Source organism: Pseudoalteromonas sp. T1lg21 (assembly GCF_002964625.1).
Lineage (GTDB): Bacteria > Pseudomonadota > Gammaproteobacteria > Enterobacterales > Alteromonadaceae > Pseudoalteromonas > Pseudoalteromonas gelatinilytica.
Window position 1 is genome coordinate 363801 of record NZ_PQBX01000001.1, and the last position, 22664, is coordinate 386464.

The following is a 22664-nucleotide window of genomic DNA, read 5'->3' on the forward strand; positions in this document are numbered from 1 at the left end:
TAAGTTTGAAAAGCCCCGCACAGCAGTGCGGGGCTTTTTTGTGGTGTTAGTCGAGCTTGAAGCGGTTAACGACATCACTTAACGCTTGGGAGCTTTGTTTTAAGTTTTCACTGGCGTTCGAAAGCCCTTCGGTATTCGACAGTGATTGTTCGGTTGATTGTGAAAGCTCATTAATCCGTAAATTAACCTCATCTGCGGCGCTGGTTTGTTGCTCGGTAGCGCGGGCGATTTGGCTGTTCATATCTTTGATAATAGTGACAAGTCGCTCAATCTCACTCAGTGAACTATTTGCTTCACCTGCCTGTGAAACTGTTTCGGTTGATAACTGTTGGCTTGCTGATACAGCATCAACAGCAGCTTGTGCGCCGGTTTGTAGTTTACTGATCATGGCTTGAATTTCGTCAGTACTTTTACCTGTGCGACTTGCTAATGTACGTACTTCGTCAGCGACAACGGCAAAGCCTCGGCCTTGCTCACCAGCACGAGCCGCTTCAATAGCAGCATTGAGTGCCAGTAAGTTGGTTTGCTCAGCAATACTGCGAATAACATCAAGTACTGAACCAATGTTGTTACTCTCTGCAGCAAGATCCGCCGTTACCTTACTCACTTGTTCAATATTATGCGACAGGGTCTCAATGGCGGTAATGGTCTTGTTAAGAACCTGCTTGCCTGCTTCAGCATTTTGCGCCGCTTCATTGGCGGCATGTTCAGCTTGGTCAGCATTTTGACTAACATCGTGAATTTGATGAGTCATTTGTTCCATCGCGGTTGCTACTTGAGTTGAGCTATCGTTTTGTAATTCAATAAAAGAGTGATTGGTTTTACTGGCATCATCTACGCTATGAGCAAACTGATTTACTTGCTCTGCATTGTGGGCAACATGTTTCAGTGACTCACGCATTTTTGCGGTGTACAAATTAAAGTAGCGCGACAAACGAGACACTTCATCATTGCCATTTTCATCAAGCTTTTGGGTTAAATCACCTTCGCCTTGTGAGATGTCTTTCATCATGTCGGCGGCAAGTTGGGTCGGGCGTAGAATACTATTGGCAATTAGGTAGCTAAGTGCAACCAGCAGGGCTATGAGCACCACTGCGGTGATAATGACATGGGTACGAAGCGAAGAGAATGCTTCTTCAATGGTATCGATATAGACACCAGAGCCAACAATCCATTGCCATTTGTCAAAACCTTTTACGTAGGCAATTTTATCAACCGGCTTATCTTTACCAGGTTTTGGCCACTTGTAGGGAATAAAGCCTTTACCTTGTTTTTTGACAATATTGACCATATCGACAAATAACAACACGCCATCTGGATCTTTACTGCCCGCTAGCGATTTACCATTTAATTCGGGCTTAAACGGGTGCATGACCATCACGGGTTGATAATCGTTGATCCAAAAGTAATTGTTGTTGTCATAACGTAGTGCAGAAATTGTTTCGAGGGCTGCTTGTTTGGCCTGTTGCTCACTCAGCTTACCTTGCTCAAACAATTCATAGTTATGCTCAATAATAGAGTAAGCAGACTCAACAAGGTTTTGGGTTTTTATATATTGCTCATGTTTTAGCGAGCTGTATTGCTGCGTTAAACTCGAGACGCTCAAAAATATCAGCCCTATCACGACCACACTCACTAACATGGCGAGGCGCTGAAAAATTGTAAAACGGCGTAAGTAATTCATGTGTGTTCCTTCGTCATGCTCATAGGAGCAATGTATTAAGCGTAGCCAAAATAGGTCGAAAATCTAGTTAAATAGTAGAATACATTGAGACAAAAAAAAGGCTGATTTAACAATCAGCCTTTAGTCTAAGTTATCGAAATTGAACGTGATTATTCAACGTTAAAGTGTCGGTTGAAGAAACTTGTGATAGTTTGGTGTAAGTGCGTTTGTACGCTCTTGCCACGTAAACTGTGTTTTGAACCCGGGTAAGTCATCATTTCGAACTGTTTTTCTTGATCTTGCAGTTGTTTGAATAACTTAGTGGCGTGAGTGAATAATACGTTATCATCAGCCATACCGTGGTAAATCATCAGTGGGCCTTTTAAGCCTTCAGCATACGGGAAAACTGCACTTGCTTCGTAACCTTTCGCGTTAGTTGCAGGGTGACCTACATAACGTTCAGTGTAGTGAGTGTCGTAAAGTTCCCAATCAGTGACTGGCGCACCAGAAACACCGGCTTTGAAGTAGTCGCCCGCTTTAAACATGGTCATAAGCGCCATGTAACCACCGTAGCTGTGGCCATAAATACCAATACGCTCAGGGTCAACGTAATCAAGGGTACGTAAGAACTCGACCCCTTTAATTTGGTCTGCCACTTCAGCAACACCTAAGTGCTTATAAATCACGTCTTCAAACTTTTTACCACGGTTGTATGAACCACGGTTATCAAGTTGGAAAATAACATAGCCTTGTTGTGCCATGTACTGGAAGTATAAGTTTTTACTACGCCAGCTGTTTGTTACGCGCTGAGCATGAGGGCCGCCATACACGTTAACAATAACCGGGTGCTTTTTACCGTCTTGGTAATTAGTTGGCTTGAATAAACGGTAATGCATGATTTGCCCGTCTTCAGCCGTCAACGTGCCGTATTCAGGTGTGATCAAATCAGCAAGGTAAGGCGTTAATGGGTGTGACTTATCTAACTTGTTTTCTTCAAGCCAAGTGATAAATTCGCCATTAATTTTACGTAATGCTGCTGAGCCTGGCTTATTAACTGATGAGCTGTTATCGATAAAGGTTTTGTTATCTTTAGCAATCACCACATTATGGTAAGCGCCTAGTTCAGTTACGCGTTTAATTTCGCCTTTCTTGAATAGCGGTACGCTGTAAAGGTGGCTTTCAAGTGCTGTATCTTTACGACCTGCAAAATAAACGATGCCTTTTTTCTCATCGATACCTTTTAAGCTATCAACAGCCCATTCACCTTGGGTGATTTGACGGATCATTTCGCCGTTTGTGCGGTATAAATAAAGATGTTTAAAACCGTCGCGCTCAGATGCCCAAACGAAATGTTTTTTATCGTTTAAGAACTGCAAATCAAAGTGCAGGTTAATCCAAGTATCACTGCTTTCTGTTAGGGCAACGGTTTGTTTTTTAGTGTCGCTATTATAAAAACGTAACTCTAAGTTATGTTGCGAGCGGTCTTGCCACTGATAAGAAAGTGTTTTGTTATCTTTTAACCAGTTAGCACGAGCGATATAGATATCTTGATCGTCGCCTAAATCAACCCAGTCAGTTTTTTGATTGTTGATGCTTACAACACCTAACTGAATTTTAACGTTGTCGGTACCTGTAAACGGGTAGCGTTGGTTAAAAAGCTTTACTTCATCCGCGTAAATTTCATTACGGATAGCTTCTTTTACTGGGCTTTCATCAACACGGGTATAAGCGATTTTAGATTCATCACCAGACCACCAGTAGCCAGTCATACGGCCCATTTCTTCTTGCGCAACAAACTCGGCCATGCCGTTTTTAATAACGCCGCCACCATCTTTACTTAATTGGATTTCTTGACCCGTTTTTAAGTTAAGTGCATATAGGTTTTGCTCACGAATAAACGACACATAATGGCCTTTAGGTGAGAAACGTGCATCGGTTTCAAATGCTTCTGTGTCGGTTAATTTACGGCTTTTAGCTGAAGCAAGCTCATAATAGTAAAGGTCGCCATTAAGTGGAAATAAAAGCGCTTTACCGTCTTTTGACCATTTATATTCTAAAATCCCTTTACCAAAAATACGCTGGCGCTCACGGCGTGCTTTTTCTTCGTCAGATAAGTTCTCTGGACCAGAGAATAGTGCAGCAGAGTCAACTAATAAGCGGTTTTTGTTATCTTTTAAGTTGTATTCCCATAAGTCGTAGCGATTGTAATCATCGGTTTTACCTTGCAGGTAAGTGACACGACTGCCATCTGGAGAGAATTTAAGTTGCACAGGCGCTTTGCCTGCTAAGCTTGGATCGTCAAAAATACGCTCAAGAGTAAGCGGTTCAGCGGTCACACTGAATGCTGTTGCCACCATCGGCAAAGCAAGTGAGAGAGATTTAATTTTTTTTAGCACAGGAGTACCTTCGCTCGAATAAAAACTGCCACGATGGTAATGGTAAGCTTAGGCAACTGCAACAAAATGCTATAAAGTAGGGGATGTTTACCCAATATCAAAGGATTTATTGATGAAAAATACTGATACGCCGTTTTCTCTGGCCCCAGAACTACAACGCGACTGCATTGAGCTTGCGGATTGGCCACTGTGTAAAGTATTACTGATGAATGATAGCCAATACCCATGGTTTATTTTAGTGCCAAGAGTCGCTGGTGTTAAAGAGATTATCGACCTTTCTGAAGAGCTACAAATTACCTTATTACAAGAGTCGGGCAAACTGAGTAAACTATTACAACAGGTATTCAACCCAGACAAACTTAATGTAGCAGCATTGGGAAATATGGTACCGCAACTACATGTTCATCATATCGCGCGCTTCACAACTGATGCAGCTTGGCCAACACCAATCTGGGGTAAATTACCAGCAGTGCCTTATACAGACGAACAAATTGCGGTATTAAAAGCGCACTTTTAAACTGTTTGTTCTACCAAGATTGGACTAAGCTAAATGGATGATGCACGAAGGGGTACAGAATAAATGAAACACACAGTGTTTGCCGTGTTGCTTATTCTGAGCTCTTTTTCTTGTTTAGCAAAAAGCTATTACTTTGTTGGTAGTCACTTTCCTGCCATTTTAGAACAAGATCAGCAGGGTACAGTGGTCGGCTTAGGTGCCGATATCGCACACGAAATTTGCAGACGTTTAGGGCATGAGTTGGTTATAGATATCATGCCACTAAAACGCGCACTAAAAATGGTAGAGCAAGGTCACGCTGATGCCATTATCGGTCCTTACAAATCCCCTATGCGTCAGCAGTATATGCAATTTAGTGACTTGCCCTTTTACGAAGACCCGATCGTTTTTTATACCAAGAAGAACAATGATGTGACCTGGGTTGGTAATTTTGCCAGTTTACGAAAAGATATTATTGGTACCATTCGAGGCTGGAACTATGGCCCTGAATTTAAACGTAATGAAACAAGTTTATCGCTATCTGAAGTGGGCAATGTGCGGGCTAGTTTTTTACAGCTGATGTATAACCGAGTTGACTTAATTCTCACCCATCCTCGGGCAGCAAAGCCAGTGATCGACAGTTTAGATATAGCAGATAAAGTGATTATGTTATCGCCACCTGTCACGATTAATCAGGGCTACTATGGCTTTAGTAAACAACGCGAACTCGATGAATTTATTGATGCTTTTAATGCCGAGTTTCAAAAAATGCTGATCAACGGGGATATTGTAGAACTAAACTCCAAATATGGTTTGAACTTCGTTGCACACTAGTCGTGTTTTACTCGATTTCAGGCAATAAAAAACGCTGCAATTGCAGCGTTTTTTATTAAAGGAGAATAGGGCTTAAAGACCTAATACTTCTTTACCTTGTTTGAAAGTAACATCAACAGGGATGTTAGCTTGGCTTAGTTTTTCTAAGTCTTTAGCTAGTTCAGCTTTGATATCGCCATGGGTTGCGATTAGCTGATCAACTTTTTGGTAATCACCGTCACCTTGAATCGTTAAGATTAAGCGTGATAGTTTTTCCATTGCTTGGCTCATCTTCTCCATGTTAACGCTGTATAAGCCGTCAGCATTTTTTGAGAAGGCACCTTCTTCAGCAAAGAAGTTAAAGCGGATCATATTCGCTTTACCGTGTGCACTTGATGCACCAAAACGCACTGAGCGGAAGATACCAGCCATAAAGGTAATGTAGTAATCTTCTAATGTACCGTCAGTGATCTCGCCTTTCTTAAGTAATTGCTCAACCATGTAAAGACCTAAGATATCCGCTTTACCTTCTTCAAGGGCACTAGCATGCTCTTGCAATGATTGGCGAACAGTTCCTTTACCAGTAATGGTGTTTTTAATACCTAAACCGTGCGCTACTTCGTGGAACATTGTGTTTGCGAAGAACGCGTCAAAGGTGATGTGTTTACGTTGTTCAGGAACAATTAGCTGCTCTGAAATTGGCACTAAGATTTTATCGAACTTAGCACGCATTGCATTTTTAAGCTGTAAACGACGTGTGCCTTTTTCTAGCTGTACTTGCTCATCATTTGGCAGGTTGATAGCAATAGTTTTACTACCTGCATTTGAGTGACCTGCGTAATAAACAACATCATAAGCATTTAGGTCAGCATCAGAGCCTGGGACTTCTTGCTTATACTTTTCATCTACAGGTAAACCTTTTTGTAGCTCTGGTAAGAAAGCGGCAAACTTGGCTAAACGTTCGCTCCAAGCTAAGTCTTTTATTAGTACATAGGCTTCATACGCTGCGCGGTAACCAAATAATTGATCTTCATAGGTTTCGATAGGACCAATAACCACATCAATTGGGTTATTTTTCATATCCATCCAAGCAAAATCAGAAGGTTGGAAGTCATCACTTACCAATGCGTCTGCGCGCATGCTTAGGTAGTTAGCGAACTCTTTATCATCAGCAAGAGTGCTTGCTTCGCGTAATAAGTTAGCTGCTTTTTCTAGTTCTTGTGCGTACTCAACCGAGTAAGCTACGCTATAAAGAAGACCTTTTTCATCGCGTTTGATCACCGAGTAAAGACCAGTTTTGTCATCAACGATTGCATTGTTTAACTCTTCTTTTGTGATATCGCTTGGGTAAAACTCAGCGCCTAGTGGCTTTTCTTCATAACCCGATAAGAATACTTGGTCGCCGTTTAAGCGATCCCAAGGGCCATAGTTGATATCTGCAAACTTCTGAACTTTTTCATCATTAATTTTTGCTAAAAATGCGTCTTTATTCTCACCAAATGCTTGGCGCCAGAATAGCTCATCCATAATTTTTGAGGCTTCGATCAACTTGCCAACCATTTGTTTTTGGTTGTCGCTTAAGTGACTAAGATCAGAAGTAAGCGTGAAGTCTGTGTAAATGTCTAAACGGCTTTTCTCTGCATTGATAAGTTGTGGGTTGTTTTGTTCAGTACTTTGCTTTGTTTGCTCTGCAGCAGGCTTAGTTTGAGAAGTGGTTGCCTGTTGATCAGAACATGCACCAAGAAAAACAGCACCTGATAAGATAAGTGCTTGGCTAATTTTATTTAATGTCATTTTTTTGCCCGTTAAAAAGTGAGAGTCATTGCTTAGAAAACAAAAAGTCTATGCATTAAAGCAAACCTGACATATATATGGCAAGTTTACAGCGCTAGAAGCAATATTTATTTATGAGTTAGGGAGTTAAAAAATATAAAAAAAGATAATTTCTGTGAATTTCTTAACTTTAGCGCTAAGTTAGACAATACTAAAACTATAACTAATCTAATAATGTCAGTCATTAGTTTGTCTTTGTTTTGACAAACTAACCCAAGAGGATGGCACACATATGTCAACAGAGAATGCATTACTGACCATATTGGTCGACAGAATAAATAATGACACGTTAGTGTTACCTACCTTACCAGAAGTTGCAGTGAAGGTGAGGCAAGCCGCGGATAACCCCGAGGTAAACTTGATGGATATGGCAGATGTCATTTCGCATGATCCTGCATTGTCGGCACGGATGATCAAAGTCGCGAATAGTGCATTTATGGGGCGCTCAGTTAAAGTCACAAACCTACACCAAGCAGTAACACGAATTGGCCTGCGTCAAATCAAGAACATTGCGACGGCAATGGCAATGGAGCAGCTGTTTGTATCACATAATGAGCTGATTAAAGGCTATATGGACAAGGCATGGCAGAAAACCCTTAAAGTAGCGTGCCATTCAATTACCTTGATGGACTTCTTTTTACGCCGAAACAAGCATACATCATTGAATCGTGACACAATTACTTTGGCTGCATTAGTTTATAACATTGGCGTGCTGCCAATTTTAACTGAAGCTGAGAAGCACCCTGAAGTGTTTGCAAACCCTAGTTTCCTTGCTCATGCTATCCAAAAGCTGGGCGGTAAAGTGGGTGGCGCAATTATGCGTGCTTGGGGATTTACTGATGAGTTTGTAGAAGTTGCTGAAAGTTGGGCAAATCCAAACTATCGACCAGAGCATATTTGTTATGTCGATTTCATTCGTATTGGTGCGATTTTAGAAGGCATCTTACAGGTTTCTGATAAGTCAGCGGCATTACAAACCTATATGGATAAAGGCGTGATTGAATCACTTGATATGTTCAGTGACGATGAATATAACGATATGCTTAACGAAGTAAAAGCAATTTTTACTGACTAACTTTAACAAAAAGCGCGACTTAGTCGCGCTTTAAATTAACTAACTCTCAGATTAATTTTATAAATCTTCTGCGTCGCCTAAACCTTGGGTCAGCTCTTCTAGTAATTGTTTAATTTCTTCTGACGCTAAGATAAAGTCAGCATCAAGTTTGACCGCCATATCTTCTTTAGGAATGTCGGCGTTTTCTTCTTTTAATGTTTCTGAATAGCTGAGACGCTTAATCGAACCATCGTTTTGCAACATGAACTTAACGCGTTCTTGCCAATCAAGAGCCAGTTTAGTTACGCGCTTACCATTTTCTAAGTGTGATTTTACTTCGTCACACGATAAGTCATGGCCTTTTAATTTAACCTGAGCGCCACTGTCATCGGCTTCCTCAAGCTCTGCATCGTTACCGATAGAGAAGCCTTCAGGGGTACTGAAATTAGTTAACCAGTCAGTTAAAAATACGTCTAAATCATAGTTCGCAAATGCAGGTACGACAGGAAGCGTACCAAGTGATTTACGAAGTAGGGCTAAAAGCTCTTCTGCTTTATTAAAGCTTGCGCTGTTAACCACAACCCAGCCATTCTTTTGATCAATAAATGCAAACTGCAGGCTCGATTTTTTAAATGCTTGAGGCAGTAAAGTGTGCAGAATATTTTCTTTTAGTTCGTCTTTTTCTTTTTTCTTTACTGGGCGGTTCTCTTCGGCTTCGATTTGTTCAACCTTCTCTGCAACCAATTCGTTGATAACGGCAGCTGGCAGCACTTTTTCTTCACGCTTAGCGCATACTAAAATGCTGTCTTGAGAGAAATGAGACAGAGTTTGACCGTGCTTACCAAAGGCTTTTGTCCAACCGAAAGTTGCAAGCTCTTGGCCTGTACATGAGCGGAACAGGTCTTGTTCTAGGGCTTTGTCGAAGTCTTCTTGAGCGTATGAAACGTCTTGTTTAAAACGGTAACAGATAAGGTTACTAAACCACATAATTAGGCTAATCCTTTCAATAAATTTGCCCAATCATAACAATAAAAAACTGATGCCGAAATGAATCATTTCGGCATCAGTGCTAATTGCTTATGAGTTAAACATTGAAAGTGGTTTTGGCATGTTTTTCGGAAAACTAATATGGTAGTGCAAGCCTTTACCGACTTCGCTTGATACCTCAATATCGCCACTCAGGGTTTGCTTAACGAGGTTAAAAGTAATATGCGTGCCCAAGCCACTGCCGCCTTGGTCGCGCTTGGTTGTAAAGAATGGGTCAAATAGCTTTTCTAGCTGGTCTTTTGATACGCCATTACCATTATCTTTAAAGTCGATAACGACTTCGTCATCTTCTTCTTTGATAACGATATCGATGATGCCACTTTCAATTCCTTCGAAACCATGAATGAGAGAGTTCATAATCAAGTTTGTGAAAATCTGACTAATCGCCCCCGCGGGCAGGTTAAGTGTTAAATCGTCAGGGCAATCTAAATTAATATGATGCGACGTTTTCTTTAGTTTTGGATGGAGTGAGCGGATCACTTCACCTAAGTACTCTTTAAAGTTAATCGTTCTTACCGCTTCACTGGCTTGGTCGACTGCAATTTGCTTAAAGCTTGCAACCAGCTCAGAAGCTCTATCTAGGTTACTAGTAAGTAGGCTCGTACTTTGTTTAGCATCATTAATAAATTCTTCAAGGGCTTTTGGTGACAGGGTTTTATCCTTGTAAGCCGCTTCAATTTGGTCCAAGCGTTCTTGTAAGAATGACGTCGCAGTAACACCAATCCCGATAGGTGTATTCACATCATGCGTAATACCCGCTACTAAACCGCCTAATGCAGCCATTTTTTCTGAGCCAACTAAACGTTCTTGCGCCATATTTAGTTCATCAAGGTAGCGTTGTAACTCTGTTTGTTTGGTGATGAGCTCTTGTTCAGTTTGCTTACGTAAATCGATTTCTTCAGTCAGTGTTAGCTTTTGTTTTTCAAGCTCATATTTTTGCTGCTGCAAGTCCATCATTGCTTGGCTTAAGTTTGATGTTTTGCGCGCCACTTCTTGTTCTAACTGTAAGTTATGTTGGTCGAGCTTTTCATTGCTTATCAATAATTCTTTTTGTGTATGTTCGAGCTCTTCACGGTAAAGTACCACCTTATCGATTAGCCGGTTGAAAGACTCTTCCATTACTTTAAGCTCGTTGTGCTCAACGGTATGGATCTGAATATGGCGACCTTCTAAGTCGTTTAATTCAAGATCTTCAATTTGTTCTGTAAATTCTGCTAATGGCTCGGTTAAGCGTTTTCTAAATGCCAGTAAGAAAAGAATGATCAAAAAGGTGGTTTTGATCATCGCATTACCAATTAAAAAGTAGATAGAAATCATGATGCGGCTAAATACCACTTCACGACTTGAGAATAAGGTTACGTCACCGACTTGGGTTGTTTTACCAGAGAATTCAAAAATGAGTGGGAATGTATAACCGAATAAACCTGACGGCGTATCTTCGATAATCGCTTCTTCTTGCACTAACTGCTGACTGTAAAGCTCATGGATATCTAGCGAACGGCCTAGTTGTGAAAGCACTTCGCCACTGTCATCACGTACAATAATGCCTTCAATCATAGGGATCGCTAATAGGCCTTCAGCTGTCGTAATGGTTTGTTTATCGTTCAACTCCCAAATAGCGCGGGTTAAACTACGGCTAAATGTTTTTTGTAAAGTCGTTAACTCGTCACGAATGTAATCTTTGGTATTAACGTACTCAGCAATAACTTGTCCACAGGTCACTACAAAAGTAAGTAAAAAGTAGACTGAGAGTACATTTGTTAATAATTCTTTTGACAGGCTTTTTTGTAGCATGGAATATCCATAGCTCCTTGGTGACAATTGTAATACATTCAGCTAGTTCTAAAGTTAGCTAATAAATGGTTAAAAAGAAATAAATATATCCTTTTTTACTGGAACATTTATAAATTGTTAGTATTTTTTGAAAAAACTTAACCTTACTGCGCTTGAAAAAGTGTGTTATAAATTTATTTCATCTTTAATTTAGCCTTTTTTAATGTTGTATTTGCTACAGCGAAGATTTTTATTTCATGAATAATCCTAATTTTTCAGTACTAGTCTGTGATGATTCAAATATTGCCCGTAAGCAGGTAGTACGCTGTTTAGGTGATTGCTTGGATGCAGATATTCAGCAAGCTACCAATGGCCGAGAAGCTCTTGCGCTACTTCGTGAGCAAAATTTTGATCTACTGTGCTTAGATTTAACCATGCCTGAAATTGATGGCGTTGCAGTGCTCGAAACGATTAAAGCAGAGAAAATAGAGTGCTTCGTAATAGTGATTTCGGCTGATATTCAGGCTGAAATGAAACAAAGAGTAGTAAAATTGGGTGCTATTGACTTCATCGATAAACCGATAGATCTTGTGCGTCTTAAAGCAACTTTGCATAAATTTGGTATTCATTAATCTTTTATATAACGCAAACGCATAATTTATCTTTTCTTTAAGGGTTGACAGGCTGGCTATAATTAAGGCAGTCTACAGTCTATGAAAACATTTAATCACGCAACGACCATTATTATTACAACCATCATCCTTACGGGATAGTGGCATAGGTCGGTGCAACAAATTTATAGGCCTGTGTTCACTAGAACACAGGCCTTTTTCGTTTATGGAATGAGGAAACATAAATAATGCGAGTATTAAAATTTGGTGGGTCATCCTTGGCCGACTACGCATGTTTGCAACAGGTAGCTCAGTTAGTTAAAGAAGAATTACGCGATGAAATGTTGTTAGTACTGTCTGCACCAGGTGGTATGACAGATTCATTAGTTGCATTAGCAAGTGCTGCAGAGCAGGGGCAAGAGTTTAGTGAGCAATGGCAAGCTTTGGTTGCACGTTGTGAGCAATTAAAAGCTGCTGTCGAAGCTGATTTTGGTCAGGTAGCAAGTTGGCCTAATCTTAGTGAACTTAAGAATAAACTAGATGGTGTTGCACTTTTAAAGTGTTGTCCAGACCAAGTGCGTGCTTATGTTATCAGCTTTGGTGAACGCGTTAGTGTTGCTTTAATGGAGTGCATGCTTAAAGAAAGTAATGCTCGTTATTTAGAAGCAACAGACTGTATTGCATCAGTGGGTGGCTACATTGATGCTGAAGCAGACTTGAATGCTAGTAAGCTACGTTTTCAAGAAGCCTTAAAAGCAGCACCAAGTACTATTTATATCATGCCGGGTTTCACTGCTGCCAATGAGCAAGGTGAGCTAACAACACTTGGTCGTAATGGTTCAGATTACTCAGCTGCGATTGCTGCAGCGTGTTTAGAAGCCGACGTATGTCAGATCTGGACTGATGTAGATGGCGTTTACAATGCGGATCCGCGCTATATCAAAAAAGCCTCTAAAGTTGATTCATTATCCTATAAAGAAGCAATGGAGCTTTCTTACTTTGGTGCAAAAGTATTGCACCCGAAAACGATTTTACCTTGTGCTAAAGCAGGCGTGCCGTGTGAGATCAAAAATACTCATAACCCACGTGCTGAAGGTTCTGTGATCAGCAACGACAGTGTATCGAACGAACCTGTTAAAGCGCTATCAAGCTTACAAAACCTGGCTATGTTGACGGTGTCTGGTCCAGGTATGAAAGGCAAAGTGGGCATGGCGTCAAAAGTATTTAATGCGCTGGCACACGACAATGTTTCAATTGTGCTAATCACTCAATCTTCGTGTGAGTTTAGTATCAGTTTTTGTGTTCACGAAAGTGATTTAACGCTCGCGCTTGAAGCGCTTCAAGTTGCTTTTGAATTGGAATCACAAGCCGGTTTAATCGAACCAGTTCAAGTACAACGTAACCTTGCTATTGTCACTTTAGTGGGTGATAACATGCGTGCGCACAAAGGCTTAGCTGCTAAGTTCTTTGCCTCATTAGCACAAGCCCAAGTTAACATTGTTGCTATTGCACAGGATTCAACAGAAAGCGCCATTTCAGCGGTTATCGACGGTGAGTTATGCAACGACGCGGTGAAAGTGTGCCATGAGAACTTCTTTACTCACATTCCTTCAATCGATGTGTTTTTACTTGGCTGTGGCTTAGTCGGCCAAGAACTTATCCAGCAGTTAAAGCGTCAACAAGCATGGCTTGAAAAACGTAACATTAAACTGAACTTATACGGTGTAGCTAACTCAAGACAGCTTTATCTAGATAGCGAAGGCATTGCTTTTGATGGCTGGCAAGACAAACTAGCCGAGTCAGAGCAGGCATTTGATTTAAATCTGGTTGAGCAATTTGTTAAACAAAATCACTTAATCAATCCAGTGATCGTAGATTGTAGCTCAGCCGATAAACTTGCTGCGCAATATGTTGATTTCTTGAATGCAGGTTTCCATGTCGTTGCTGCAAATAAAAAAGCCAATACTAGCTCGTATGCTTACTATCAAGATTTAGTTGCAGCGACACAAAAGAATAATCGTAAATTTTTATACGAAACAAACGTAGGTGCCGGCTTACCGGTTCTTGATAATCTGAAATCGCTATTTGGTGCCGGTGATGAACTTATTAAGTTCAGCGGTATCTTGTCTGGTTCATTATCGTATATGTTTGGTGCGCTACAAGATGGTTTATCACTTAGCGAAGCAACGTTAAAAGCGAAAGAAAGTGGTTTTACTGAGCCAGATCCGCGTGATGATTTATCAGGTACTGATGTGGCTCGAAAACTACTGATCATTGCTCGTGAATCGGGTCTTGAGTTAGAACTAAGCGATATCGAAGTTGAATCTGTTTTACCAAAAGGGTTTGCAGAAGGTGATTCTGTAGCAGATTTTATGGCAAAACTACCATCACTTGATGCACAGTTTAACGACCGCATTCAAAGCGCTGCAAGTGAAGGTAAAGTACTTCGTTATGTGGGCACTATTGAAAACGGTCAATGTAAAGTAGGCATTGAAGCTGTAGATAGTAGCCATGCTCTTTACGATATCCGTGACGGTGAAAATGCACTGGCCATCTTAAGTCAATATTATCAACCTCGTCCGTTTGTGATCCGTGGTTATGGCGCAGGTGCTGAAGTAACGGCTGCAGGCGTATTTGCCGACATTTTAAAAACGTTAACGCGTTAGGAGCTGGTCATGATCCGTGTATATGCACCCGCTTCAATCGGGAATTTTGCTGTCGGCTTTGATGCTTTAGGTGCTGCGCTAGCACCTATCGATGGCACCTTATTAGGTGATGTTGTTGAGGTGAGTGCCGCTGAGCAAGATACTTTTGTTTGCTCTGGCGACTATGCCCATAAACTGCCTGCTAATGCTGAAGAAAACTTGGCTTATCAATGTTTAATTCATTTTAAAGAACACGTTGCGCCGACTATGCCAGCGGTAAAACTTGAGCTGAAAAAGAACCTACCAATTGGTTCTGGTTTAGGTTCAAGCGCGTGTTCTGTGGTGGCTGCGTTTGCAGCCCTTGATAAGTTCGCTGAAACGAATTTATCTCAAGAGCAACTTATCGAGTTGATGGCTGATTTTGAAGCTATTGTTAGTGGCGGCCGTCATTACGATAACATCACACCATGTTACTTGGGTGGCTTGCAATTAACTGGTGAACTTATTCCGAACAAGTCAATTTCGTTACCCGTTGATAATCAATGGTATTACGTAGCGGCTTTTCCAGGTTTTTCACTGAATACCGCAAAAGCGCGCTCAGTACTGCCAAAGCAATTATCAATGCATGACAGTGTTGAGTTTGCACAGCGACTTTCTGCGTTTAGTAGTTTATTACTAACAGGTCGCTTTGATGCAGCGCTCTCCATTATGAGTGATGAAATAGCCGAGCCACATCGTGCACCGCTTATTCAAGGCTTTGCAGAAGCTAAAAGTGCTTTACCTGAGTTTGGCGCAGAGATAGTCAGCATTTCGGGGGCTGGGCCAACATTATTTACCGTGTGTAAGAGCCTTGAAGCTGCACAAAAGTGTGCAGCGTGGCTGAATGATAATTACATCAATGAGCAGGGCTTCTGCCACATCTGTCAACTAGATCAGCTTGGCACACGACAGCTTTAAAGAATTTAAGGAATAAACATGCAATTACATAATTTAAAAGATGAAACACAACAGGTGTCGTTTGTTGAAGCGGTAAAAACGGGTTTAGGGCGTAATCAAGGTGTATTCTTCCCTAATAGTCTTACGCCAATTCAAGATATTGATGCGTTACTTGATTTAGACTTTGTTAGCCGTAGCAGCAAGATTTTATCACACCTTATTGGTGACGAGCTTCCTGCCGATACCGTTGCAAAGATGGTGCAAAATGCCTTTAACTTTGATGTGAAATTAGTTGAAGTAGAAAAAGACATTTATTGCCTTGAATTATTTCATGGCCCAACGCTTGCGTTTAAAGACTTTGGCGGCCGTTTTATGGCTGAATGTCTTGCGCAATTTAATCAGGGCGAAAAAGTCACGATTTTAACGGCTACATCAGGCGATACAGGGGCGGCGGTTGCCCATGCCTTTTATAATAAGCCTAATATCGATGTCGTGATCTTATACCCAAAAGGTAAAATTTCATTAGCGCAGCAAAAACTATTCACTACTTTAGGTAATAACATTCACTGCTATGCGGTTGATGGTAGCTTTGACGATTGCCAAAGTATGGTAAAGCAAGCCTTTTTAGACGACGAAGTTAAACAAAAGCTTGGTCTAAACTCAGCAAACTCAATCAATATCAGTCGTTTAGTTGCACAGGTGTGCTATTACTTTGAAGCGATTGCTCAATTACCAAAAGAGCAGCGCAGTAAAGCGCATATCTCAGTACCTAGTGGTAACTTTGGTAATGTGTGTGCCGCGATGATCGGTGCTGTGCTCGGTATGCCAGTAGCGAAATTAAGCGCTACCACTAACCAAAACGACACAGTGCCACGTTTCTTACAAAGCAAAGAGTGGGCGCCAAATGACACCCTTGAGTCGTTATCCAACGCTATGGATGTAAGTAAACCGAATAACTGGCCTCGTGTACAATTTATGCTAGATAACGAGTGGTTTAGCTATGATGACTTTTATTCGAGCTGTGTAGGTGAAGAAGAAACAAAAGAGGTGATGAAAAAAATTCATCAAACTGGTTACATCGCAGAGCCTCATACTGCAATTGCTTATCAGGGCTTGAAAGAAAATCTAGCTGATGGCAGTGCAGGTATCTTTTTAGCGACTGCACACCCAGCTAAATTCAAAGACAGCGTAGAGCAAATTTTAGACATCGAATTGCCTATGCCGAAACCACTGGCAGATGCATTAGCAAAACAGTGTTTAGCAGAAGATATTAAGTTTGATTATCAATTGCTTCGCACTGAGCTGTTAAATAAATTAGTATAACAGCAAGTAAAGAGCGGCTAAGCCGCTCTTTTTAATGCAGTCTTTAAGTGAAGCCTTTAATGAAGTAACGAATGACTATGACGGTTTAAAACCCGCATACTTAGAATGACCCCAGCCGCAATACACAGCAAAATGCTGATCACAGAGACGAGTTCATTTTGTGTCCATTGCATCAAAGTGAATGCCGAAATAAAAATAATAAAAGGTTTAAATTCATAGTAATAGCGAAGTTTTTTTTGTTTAACTCGTTGGCTTGAATGATCGGTTCTTCTGGCTTCAGAACGCATCCGCCAAATGTTAGCACCTAATAAAAATAAGATGACACCGATTAATGTAGGCACATAATCATTGGCTAATGTGATACAACTGATGCCGAGAAAAAAGTATCCGTAGGGGACTAATTCGTATATTGGTTTAGCTAACATGAACTTATACCATCCTTCATATTGACCAGTCCTATAAGCTTAGTTTGCCCCTATAAAAACGCAATGTAACAGGGCTATTTTTTGTTGAAATAACATTTTAAAAAGCTATGAAATGTTTTAAATTCATAAATTTTTATTATGTATCAATAAAAAAATATCATTATTAAAACACTGTGAAATAAATTCAATCCCTGTTTAAATATGTTCATCTTTACAAGATAGGCAAAAGTGCGTTTTAAGCGTACAATACAGCCTTCAAAAAAACACCATACACGTTGCCTTAGGAGACCCCATGTTAGAACGTAGCATGAATATTTCGGATTTCGATCCAGAGTTATTTGCAGCCATCACTAAAGAGACGGCTCGTCAAGAAGAGCACATCGAACTGATCGCGTCTGAAAACTACTGTAGCCCACGCGTACTTGAAGCGCAGGGTTCTCAGCTTACCAACAAATACGCTGAAGGTTACCCAGGCAAACGTTACTATGGCGGTTGTGAGCATGTTGACGTTGTTGAGCAACTAGCTATTGACCGTGCAAACGAGTTATTCGGCACTGACTACGCTAACGTTCAACCACATGCGGGTTCACAAGCAAACGCAGCTGTTTTCCAAGCACTTCTTCAGCCACATGATACAGTACTAGGTATGAGCTTAGCTCATGGTGGTCACTTAACTCACGGTTCACACGTTAACTTTTCTGGTAAAACGTACAATGCAATTCAATACGGCCTAAATGAAGAAACAGGCGAAATTGATTACGCTCAAGTTGAAGCACTTGCATTAGAGCACAAGCCAAAAATGATCATCGCTGGTTTCTCAGCATATTCAGGCGTTGTTGACTGGGCTAAATTCCGTGAAATCGCTGATAAAGTAGGTGCATACTTATTCGTAGATATGGCTCACGTTGCTGGTCTTATCGCGGCTGGTGTATACCCAAGCCCAATCCCTCACGCACACGTTGTTACAACAACAACTCACAAAACATTAGCGGGTCCTCGTGGCGGTCTAATCGTTTCTGCATGTGGTGATGAAGAGATCTACAAAAAGCTAAACAGTGCTGTATTCCCTGGCGGTCAAGGTGGTCCTTTATGCCACATCATCGCTGCTAAAGCGGTTGCTTTCAAAGAAGCATTACAACCAGAATTCAAAGCGTACCAAGCACAAGTAGTTAAGAACGCACAAGCGATGGTTGAAGTACTACAAGAGCGTGGCTACAAAGTTGTTTCTGGTAAAACAGACAACCACTTATTCCTTCTTGACCTAATCGATAAAGATATCACAGGTAAAGATGCTGACGCTGCACTAGGTAACGCAAACATCACTGTTAACAAAAACTCAGTACCAAACGACCCTCGTTCACCGTTCGTAACGTCTGGTCTTCGTATTGGTTCTCCGGCTATTACTCGCCGTGGTTTCAAAGAAGCTGAGTCAAAAGAGCTTGCTGGCTGGATCTGTGACGTACTAGACAACATCAACGATGAGTCTGTACAAGCAGAAGTAAAAGAGAAAGTTAAAGCTATCTGTAAAAAATTACCAGTTTACGCTTAATTACTGGTTAAACCGTAATTAAGATAACAATAGCGTTGTTTTTTGCTATTATAAAGGCCGCTTACTAAGCGGCCTTTTTTTGTTTTTTATAAACGGAAGTTGAACCTTATGCATTGCCCTTTTTGCACAGCAAAAGATACCAAAGTAATTGATTCTCGACTTGTTGGCGGTGGTCATCAAGTGAGACGTCGACGTGAATGTAACGAATGCCATGAGCGCTTTACCACCTTTGAAGGCGCTGAACTTGTTATGCCAAGAGTCATCAAGCAAGACGGTAGCCGTGAACCATTCAATGAAGACAAGTTACTGAATGGCTTGCATCGGGCTTTAGAGAAACGCCCAGTCAGCACTGAGCAGGTCGACGAAGTCGTTAACATCATTAAATCTCAACTTCGTGCCACGGGTGAACGTGAAATCTCTAGCCATTTGATTGGTGAGTGCATCATGGAATCTCTGAAGAAACTCGACAAAGTGGCCTACGTACGCTTTGCTTCGGTTTATCGTTCATTTGAAGATATTCGCGAGTTTGGTGAAGAAATCGCTCGTTTAGGTGATTAATCATGTCATTTACAGAGCTTGATATTGCTTATATGGCGCGTGCCATTGAGCTTGCTAAACACGGCCGTTTTACTACGACGCCAAATCCTAATGTTGGCTGTGTTTTGGTTAAAGATGGCGAAATAGTCGGTGAAGGGTTTCATCAATTAGCAGGGCAGGGCCATGCTGAAGTGAATGCCTTGGCTGTAGCTGGCGACAAAGCGAAAGGTGCTACTGCCTATGTCACTTTAGAGCCTTGTAGTCATTATGGACGAACTCCGCCTTGTGCCGAAGGTTTAAAAGCTGCGGGTGTTAGCAAGGTGATTGCTGCTATGGTTGACCCAAACCCTGCTGTGAGTGGTCGTGGCCTACAGATTTTAGCCGATGCTGGCATTGAGGTGACATCTGGTTTACTTGAGCAACAAGCGCGGGATTTAAACAAAGGCTTTTTAAAGCGAATGGAAACAGGGTTGCCATATGTAACCTGTAAAATGGCGTGCAGTTTAGATGGTAAAACCGCACTCAATAATGGCCAAAGTAAATGGATAACAGGTCCTAAAGCGCGCCAAGACGTGCAAGCATTTCGTGCGCAAAGCTGTGCTATCTTAACCGGTGCAGACACCGTTATTAGCGATAATGCCAAACTTAATGTCCGTGTTGATGAGTTGCCATTTAGCATGCCGACCTCGTTGCCTTTACGCCAACCTACCCGAATCATTATTGACTCACAAAATAGGTTAACGCCTGAGCTTGCGTTATTCAGCATCGAGAGCCCGGTGATAATTTTTACCACGTCGCTTGATAATCAAACTAAGTGGCCTCACTTTGTTAAACACGAAGTAGTGCCAGCAGTTAATAATAAAGTTGATTTATCGGCACTTTTAAAGCGTCTTGCTGAACTACAATTTAATCACGTTTGGCTCGAAGCAGGTGCGACCCTCGCTGGCGTGTTTGCTGAGCAAGATTTAATTGACGAATACATTGTTTATATTGCCCCTAAGTTAATAGGTGATATGGGCAAAAGCTTACTAAACTTTGCAGAAGTCACCATGATGAGTGATATCACTGCACTGACCTTTACTGATACAGTGATGATTGGTGACGACATCCGCCTAACAGCGGTAAAAGCAAAGCAAGCCACACACATTGAAAATAAAGAGTAGCACTATGTTTACTGGAATTATTGAAGCAACAGGTAAAATTGTTGAACTAACACAAAAGCAAGGTGATCTAGCTATTCGTATTCAAAGCGCTAATTTGGATATGAAAGACGTCAAGCTCGGTGACAGTATTGCCACCAACGGTGTGTGTTTAACGGTTGTCGCTAAACATAGCGATGGTTTTAGTGCTGACTTATCAAACGAAACCATCAGCTTAACTGGGTTTGCTCATTACAAAAAAGGGCAAACAGTTAATCTTGAAAAAGCCATGCAACCTATTTCTCGTTTAGGTGGACACTTAGTGTCAGGCCATGTTGATGGTATTGCGACCGTTGAAAGTATCAGCCCTAATGCTCGTGCAACAGAGTACTGGCTAAGTACAGATAGCGATTTAATGAAATATATTCCGTACAAAGGTTCGGTGTGTATTGATGGCATTAGCTTAACGGTCAACGAGGTCGAGCAAAATAGCTTTAAGTTGACGATTGTTCCGCATACTGCTGAGCAAACTACGATTGCAGAATTTCAGGTGGGGACTCAGGTGAACTTAGAAGTTGACCAGATTGCTCGCTATTTAGAGCGCCTAATAAAAGGGGCCGAACAACCTTCCCGTTCAGACATATCAATGAGCTTGCTCGCACAAGCTGGCTTTATTAAATAAGTACAGATACGTCACTATTAATCATACTCTCATGGGCACATTATGAATTTACACAGCGCGCAAGAAATTATCGATGACATTAAAGCCGGTAAAATGGTTATTTTAATGGACGATGAAGACCGAGAAAATGAAGGCGATTTAATTATCGCAGCAGAGCACATTAGTGCTGATGCTATCAATTTTATGGCAACACATGGTCGTGGTTTAATTTGTTTAACAATGACACAAGAGCGTTGTCAGCAGTTAGATTTGCCGTTAATGGTGAAAAATAACGGGGCTGCTTTTTCAACTAACTTCACCATGTCGATTGAAGCAGCGAAAGGCGTAACAACGGGTATTTCAGCAGCTGACCGTGCTCGTACAGTGCAAGCGGCAATTGCTAAAGGTGCCGTGCCGAGCGATATTGTACAACCAGGGCATATTTTTCCTATCATGGCGCAGCCAGGTGGCGTGTTAACACGTGCTGGTCATACCGAAGCAGGTTGTGATTTAGCGCGTTTAGCAGGTCTTGAGCCTTCATCTGTAATTGTTGAAATCTTAAATGCAGATGGCACCATGGCTCGTCGCCCAGATCTTGAAGTATTTGCTAAAGAGCATGACTTAAAGATTGGCACTATTGCAGATTTAATCGAATACCGAAACCTAAACGAAACCACCATTGAGCGCGTTGCTAAATGTAAACTGCCAACAGATCACGGTGAGTTTGATTTAGTGACCTACAAAGACACTATTGATGGTCAGCTTCACTATGTTTTACAAAAAGGTGAAGTATCGAAAGATGAACCTACGCTAGTACGTGTTCACTTACAAAGCACCTTTAACGACATTCTATTATCAGATAGAAGTGCTGATCGTAGCTGGGGCTTATCAGATGCAATGGCTTATATCGCTGAGCACAACGGTGTGCTTGTTATCTTGGGTAAACAAGAGTCAACTGAAGACTTAGAAGCAACCGTTAAAGCCTTTGCCGCTGAAGATGCTGGCGAAAATGTCAGTCATCGTAAATTCCAAGGTACATCGCGTACTGTGGGTGTGGGCTCGCAAATTTTGGCTGATTTAGGTATTGAAAAGATGCGCTTAATGAGCCGTCCTAAGAAGTACCATGCGTTATCTGGTTTCCACTTAGAAGTGGTTGACTATGTTGAGCCACAGTCTTAGTTAGGGAAAACAGATTTACTAGGCTACTTTTATATTTTTGTGGTATTATGCGCCGTAATTTTTGCGCAATCGCAACCGCTTAAACTTATTTTTTAGGGTTATTAAATGAAAATTATTGAAGGTAACAAATACGCACCGGGCAAAAAATTTGCCATTGTCATTTCTCGCTTTAATGACTTTATTGGTAGCAGCCTATTAGCAGGTGCTGTTGATGAGCTTAAGCGCACAGGTGGCGTATCTGAAGACGACATTACAGTTGTTTACGTACCAGGTGCCGTTGAATTACCTTTAGCAGCGAAACGCGTTGCAGCAAAGAAAGAACACGATGCAATCATCGCTTTAGGCGTAGTGATCAGAGGTGGTACACCACACTTTGATTTAGTCGCTGGCGAATCAAACAAAGGTCTTGCGCAAGTATCTCTTGAGTATGATATCCCGGTTGCATTTGGCGTATTAACCACTGAAAGCATTGAGCAAGCAATTGAGCGCGCAGGTACCAAAATGGGTAATAAAGGCGGCGAAGCTGCTTTAGGCGCGCTTGAAATGGTTAATGTGTTAGACAAAATTTAAGTTTAAGGAATCTC

At 41.3% G+C, this 22664-nt stretch carries 19 protein-coding genes; 13 read left to right on the plus strand and 6 right to left on the minus strand.

What is annotated here, in order from left to right; all coding sequences use genetic code 11:
• Positions 1–46 precede the first annotated feature (46 nt).
• The gene (locus tag C2M25_RS01670; protein WP_105174555.1) at positions 47–1684 is read right to left on the minus strand and encodes a methyl-accepting chemotaxis protein; all 1638 of its coding nucleotides are present in this window, start codon (positions 1682–1684) and stop codon (positions 47–49) included.
• Positions 1685–1833: 149 nt separating this feature from the next.
• Positions 1834–4059, minus strand: coding sequence for a S9 family peptidase (locus tag C2M25_RS01675; RefSeq protein ID WP_105180223.1), 2226 nt, complete (start codon positions 4057–4059; stop codon positions 1834–1836).
• Between the two features lie 112 nt (positions 4060–4171).
• Here C2M25_RS01675 and C2M25_RS01680 point away from each other — a divergent pair, with 112 nt between their 5' ends.
• Positions 4172–4576, plus strand: a complete 405-nt coding sequence (locus tag C2M25_RS01680; RefSeq protein WP_063702220.1) for an HIT domain-containing protein — start codon at positions 4172–4174, stop codon at positions 4574–4576.
• Between the two features lie 63 nt (positions 4577–4639).
• The gene (locus C2M25_RS01685; protein ID WP_063702222.1) at positions 4640–5389 is read left to right on the plus strand and encodes a substrate-binding periplasmic protein; all 750 of its coding nucleotides are present in this window, start codon (positions 4640–4642) and stop codon (positions 5387–5389) included.
• Between the two features lie 72 nt (positions 5390–5461).
• Here C2M25_RS01685 and C2M25_RS01690 read toward each other — a convergent pair whose 3' ends face one another.
• Positions 5462–7162: a dipeptidyl-peptidase 3 family protein gene (locus tag C2M25_RS01690; protein WP_105180224.1), complete on the minus strand. Its 1701-nt coding sequence runs from the start codon at positions 7160–7162 to the stop codon at positions 5462–5464.
• A gap of 271 nt (positions 7163–7433) precedes the next feature.
• Here C2M25_RS01690 and C2M25_RS01695 point away from each other — a divergent pair, with 271 nt between their 5' ends.
• Complete coding sequence (locus C2M25_RS01695) at positions 7434–8276, plus strand: HDOD domain-containing protein (protein ID WP_063702226.1); 843 nt, start codon at positions 7434–7436, stop codon at positions 8274–8276.
• Positions 8277–8333: 57 nt separating this feature from the next.
• Here C2M25_RS01695 and rdgC read toward each other — a convergent pair whose 3' ends face one another.
• On the minus strand, positions 8334–9242 hold the full coding sequence (gene rdgC / locus C2M25_RS01700; protein WP_105180225.1) for a recombination-associated protein RdgC: 909 nt from the start codon (positions 9240–9242) through the stop codon (positions 8334–8336).
• A 90-nt stretch (positions 9243–9332) separates the two neighbouring features.
• Positions 9333–11096, minus strand: a complete 1764-nt coding sequence (locus tag C2M25_RS01705) for a sensor histidine kinase (protein WP_063702230.1) — start codon at positions 11094–11096, stop codon at positions 9333–9335.
• A 236-nt stretch (positions 11097–11332) separates the two neighbouring features.
• Between C2M25_RS01705 and C2M25_RS01710 the strand changes: the two genes are divergently transcribed.
• From C2M25_RS01710 to thrC, 4 genes are all read left to right on the plus strand, one after another.
• The gene (locus C2M25_RS01710; RefSeq protein WP_105174557.1) at positions 11333–11707 is read left to right on the plus strand and encodes a response regulator; all 375 of its coding nucleotides are present in this window, start codon (positions 11333–11335) and stop codon (positions 11705–11707) included.
• A 227-nt stretch (positions 11708–11934) separates the two neighbouring features.
• Positions 11935–14352: a bifunctional aspartate kinase/homoserine dehydrogenase I gene (thrA, locus tag C2M25_RS01715; protein ID WP_063702234.1), complete on the plus strand. Its 2418-nt coding sequence runs from the start codon at positions 11935–11937 to the stop codon at positions 14350–14352.
• A 9-nt stretch (positions 14353–14361) separates the two neighbouring features.
• The gene (thrB, locus tag C2M25_RS01720) at positions 14362–15288 is read left to right on the plus strand and encodes a homoserine kinase (protein ID WP_063702236.1); all 927 of its coding nucleotides are present in this window, start codon (positions 14362–14364) and stop codon (positions 15286–15288) included.
• An 18-nt stretch (positions 15289–15306) separates the two neighbouring features.
• Positions 15307–16590 (plus strand): threonine synthase, encoded by a 1284-nt coding sequence (gene thrC / locus C2M25_RS01725; protein WP_105180226.1) that lies wholly within the window; start codon positions 15307–15309, stop codon positions 16588–16590.
• 56 nt (positions 16591–16646) lie between these two features.
• On the opposite strand, the gene C2M25_RS01730 is transcribed toward thrC, so the two are convergent.
• Positions 16647–17015, minus strand: a complete 369-nt coding sequence (locus tag C2M25_RS01730; RefSeq protein WP_063702240.1) for a hypothetical protein — start codon at positions 17013–17015, stop codon at positions 16647–16649.
• A gap of 292 nt (positions 17016–17307) precedes the next feature.
• Here C2M25_RS01730 and glyA point away from each other — a divergent pair, with 292 nt between their 5' ends.
• From glyA to ribH, 6 genes are all read left to right on the plus strand, one after another.
• The gene (gene glyA / locus C2M25_RS01735) at positions 17308–18564 is read left to right on the plus strand and encodes a serine hydroxymethyltransferase (RefSeq protein ID WP_063702242.1); all 1257 of its coding nucleotides are present in this window, start codon (positions 17308–17310) and stop codon (positions 18562–18564) included.
• Between the two features lie 108 nt (positions 18565–18672).
• Complete coding sequence (nrdR, locus tag C2M25_RS01740; protein WP_054552576.1) at positions 18673–19122, plus strand: transcriptional regulator NrdR; 450 nt, start codon at positions 18673–18675, stop codon at positions 19120–19122.
• Between the two features lie 2 nt (positions 19123–19124).
• Positions 19125–20264, plus strand: coding sequence for a bifunctional diaminohydroxyphosphoribosylaminopyrimidine deaminase/5-amino-6-(5-phosphoribosylamino)uracil reductase RibD (ribD, locus tag C2M25_RS01745; protein WP_105180227.1), 1140 nt, complete (start codon positions 19125–19127; stop codon positions 20262–20264).
• Positions 20265–20268: 4 nt separating this feature from the next.
• A complete protein-coding gene (locus C2M25_RS01750; protein WP_105174560.1) occupies positions 20269–20922 on the plus strand; it encodes a riboflavin synthase in 654 nt (217 codons plus the stop codon).
• Between the two features lie 42 nt (positions 20923–20964).
• Positions 20965–22080, plus strand: coding sequence for a bifunctional 3,4-dihydroxy-2-butanone-4-phosphate synthase/GTP cyclohydrolase II (gene ribBA, locus C2M25_RS01755; protein WP_105180228.1), 1116 nt, complete (start codon positions 20965–20967; stop codon positions 22078–22080).
• Positions 22081–22185: 105 nt separating this feature from the next.
• Positions 22186–22650: a 6,7-dimethyl-8-ribityllumazine synthase gene (ribH, locus tag C2M25_RS01760; RefSeq protein WP_054562661.1), complete on the plus strand. Its 465-nt coding sequence runs from the start codon at positions 22186–22188 to the stop codon at positions 22648–22650.
• Positions 22651–22664: the final 14 nt, after the last annotated feature.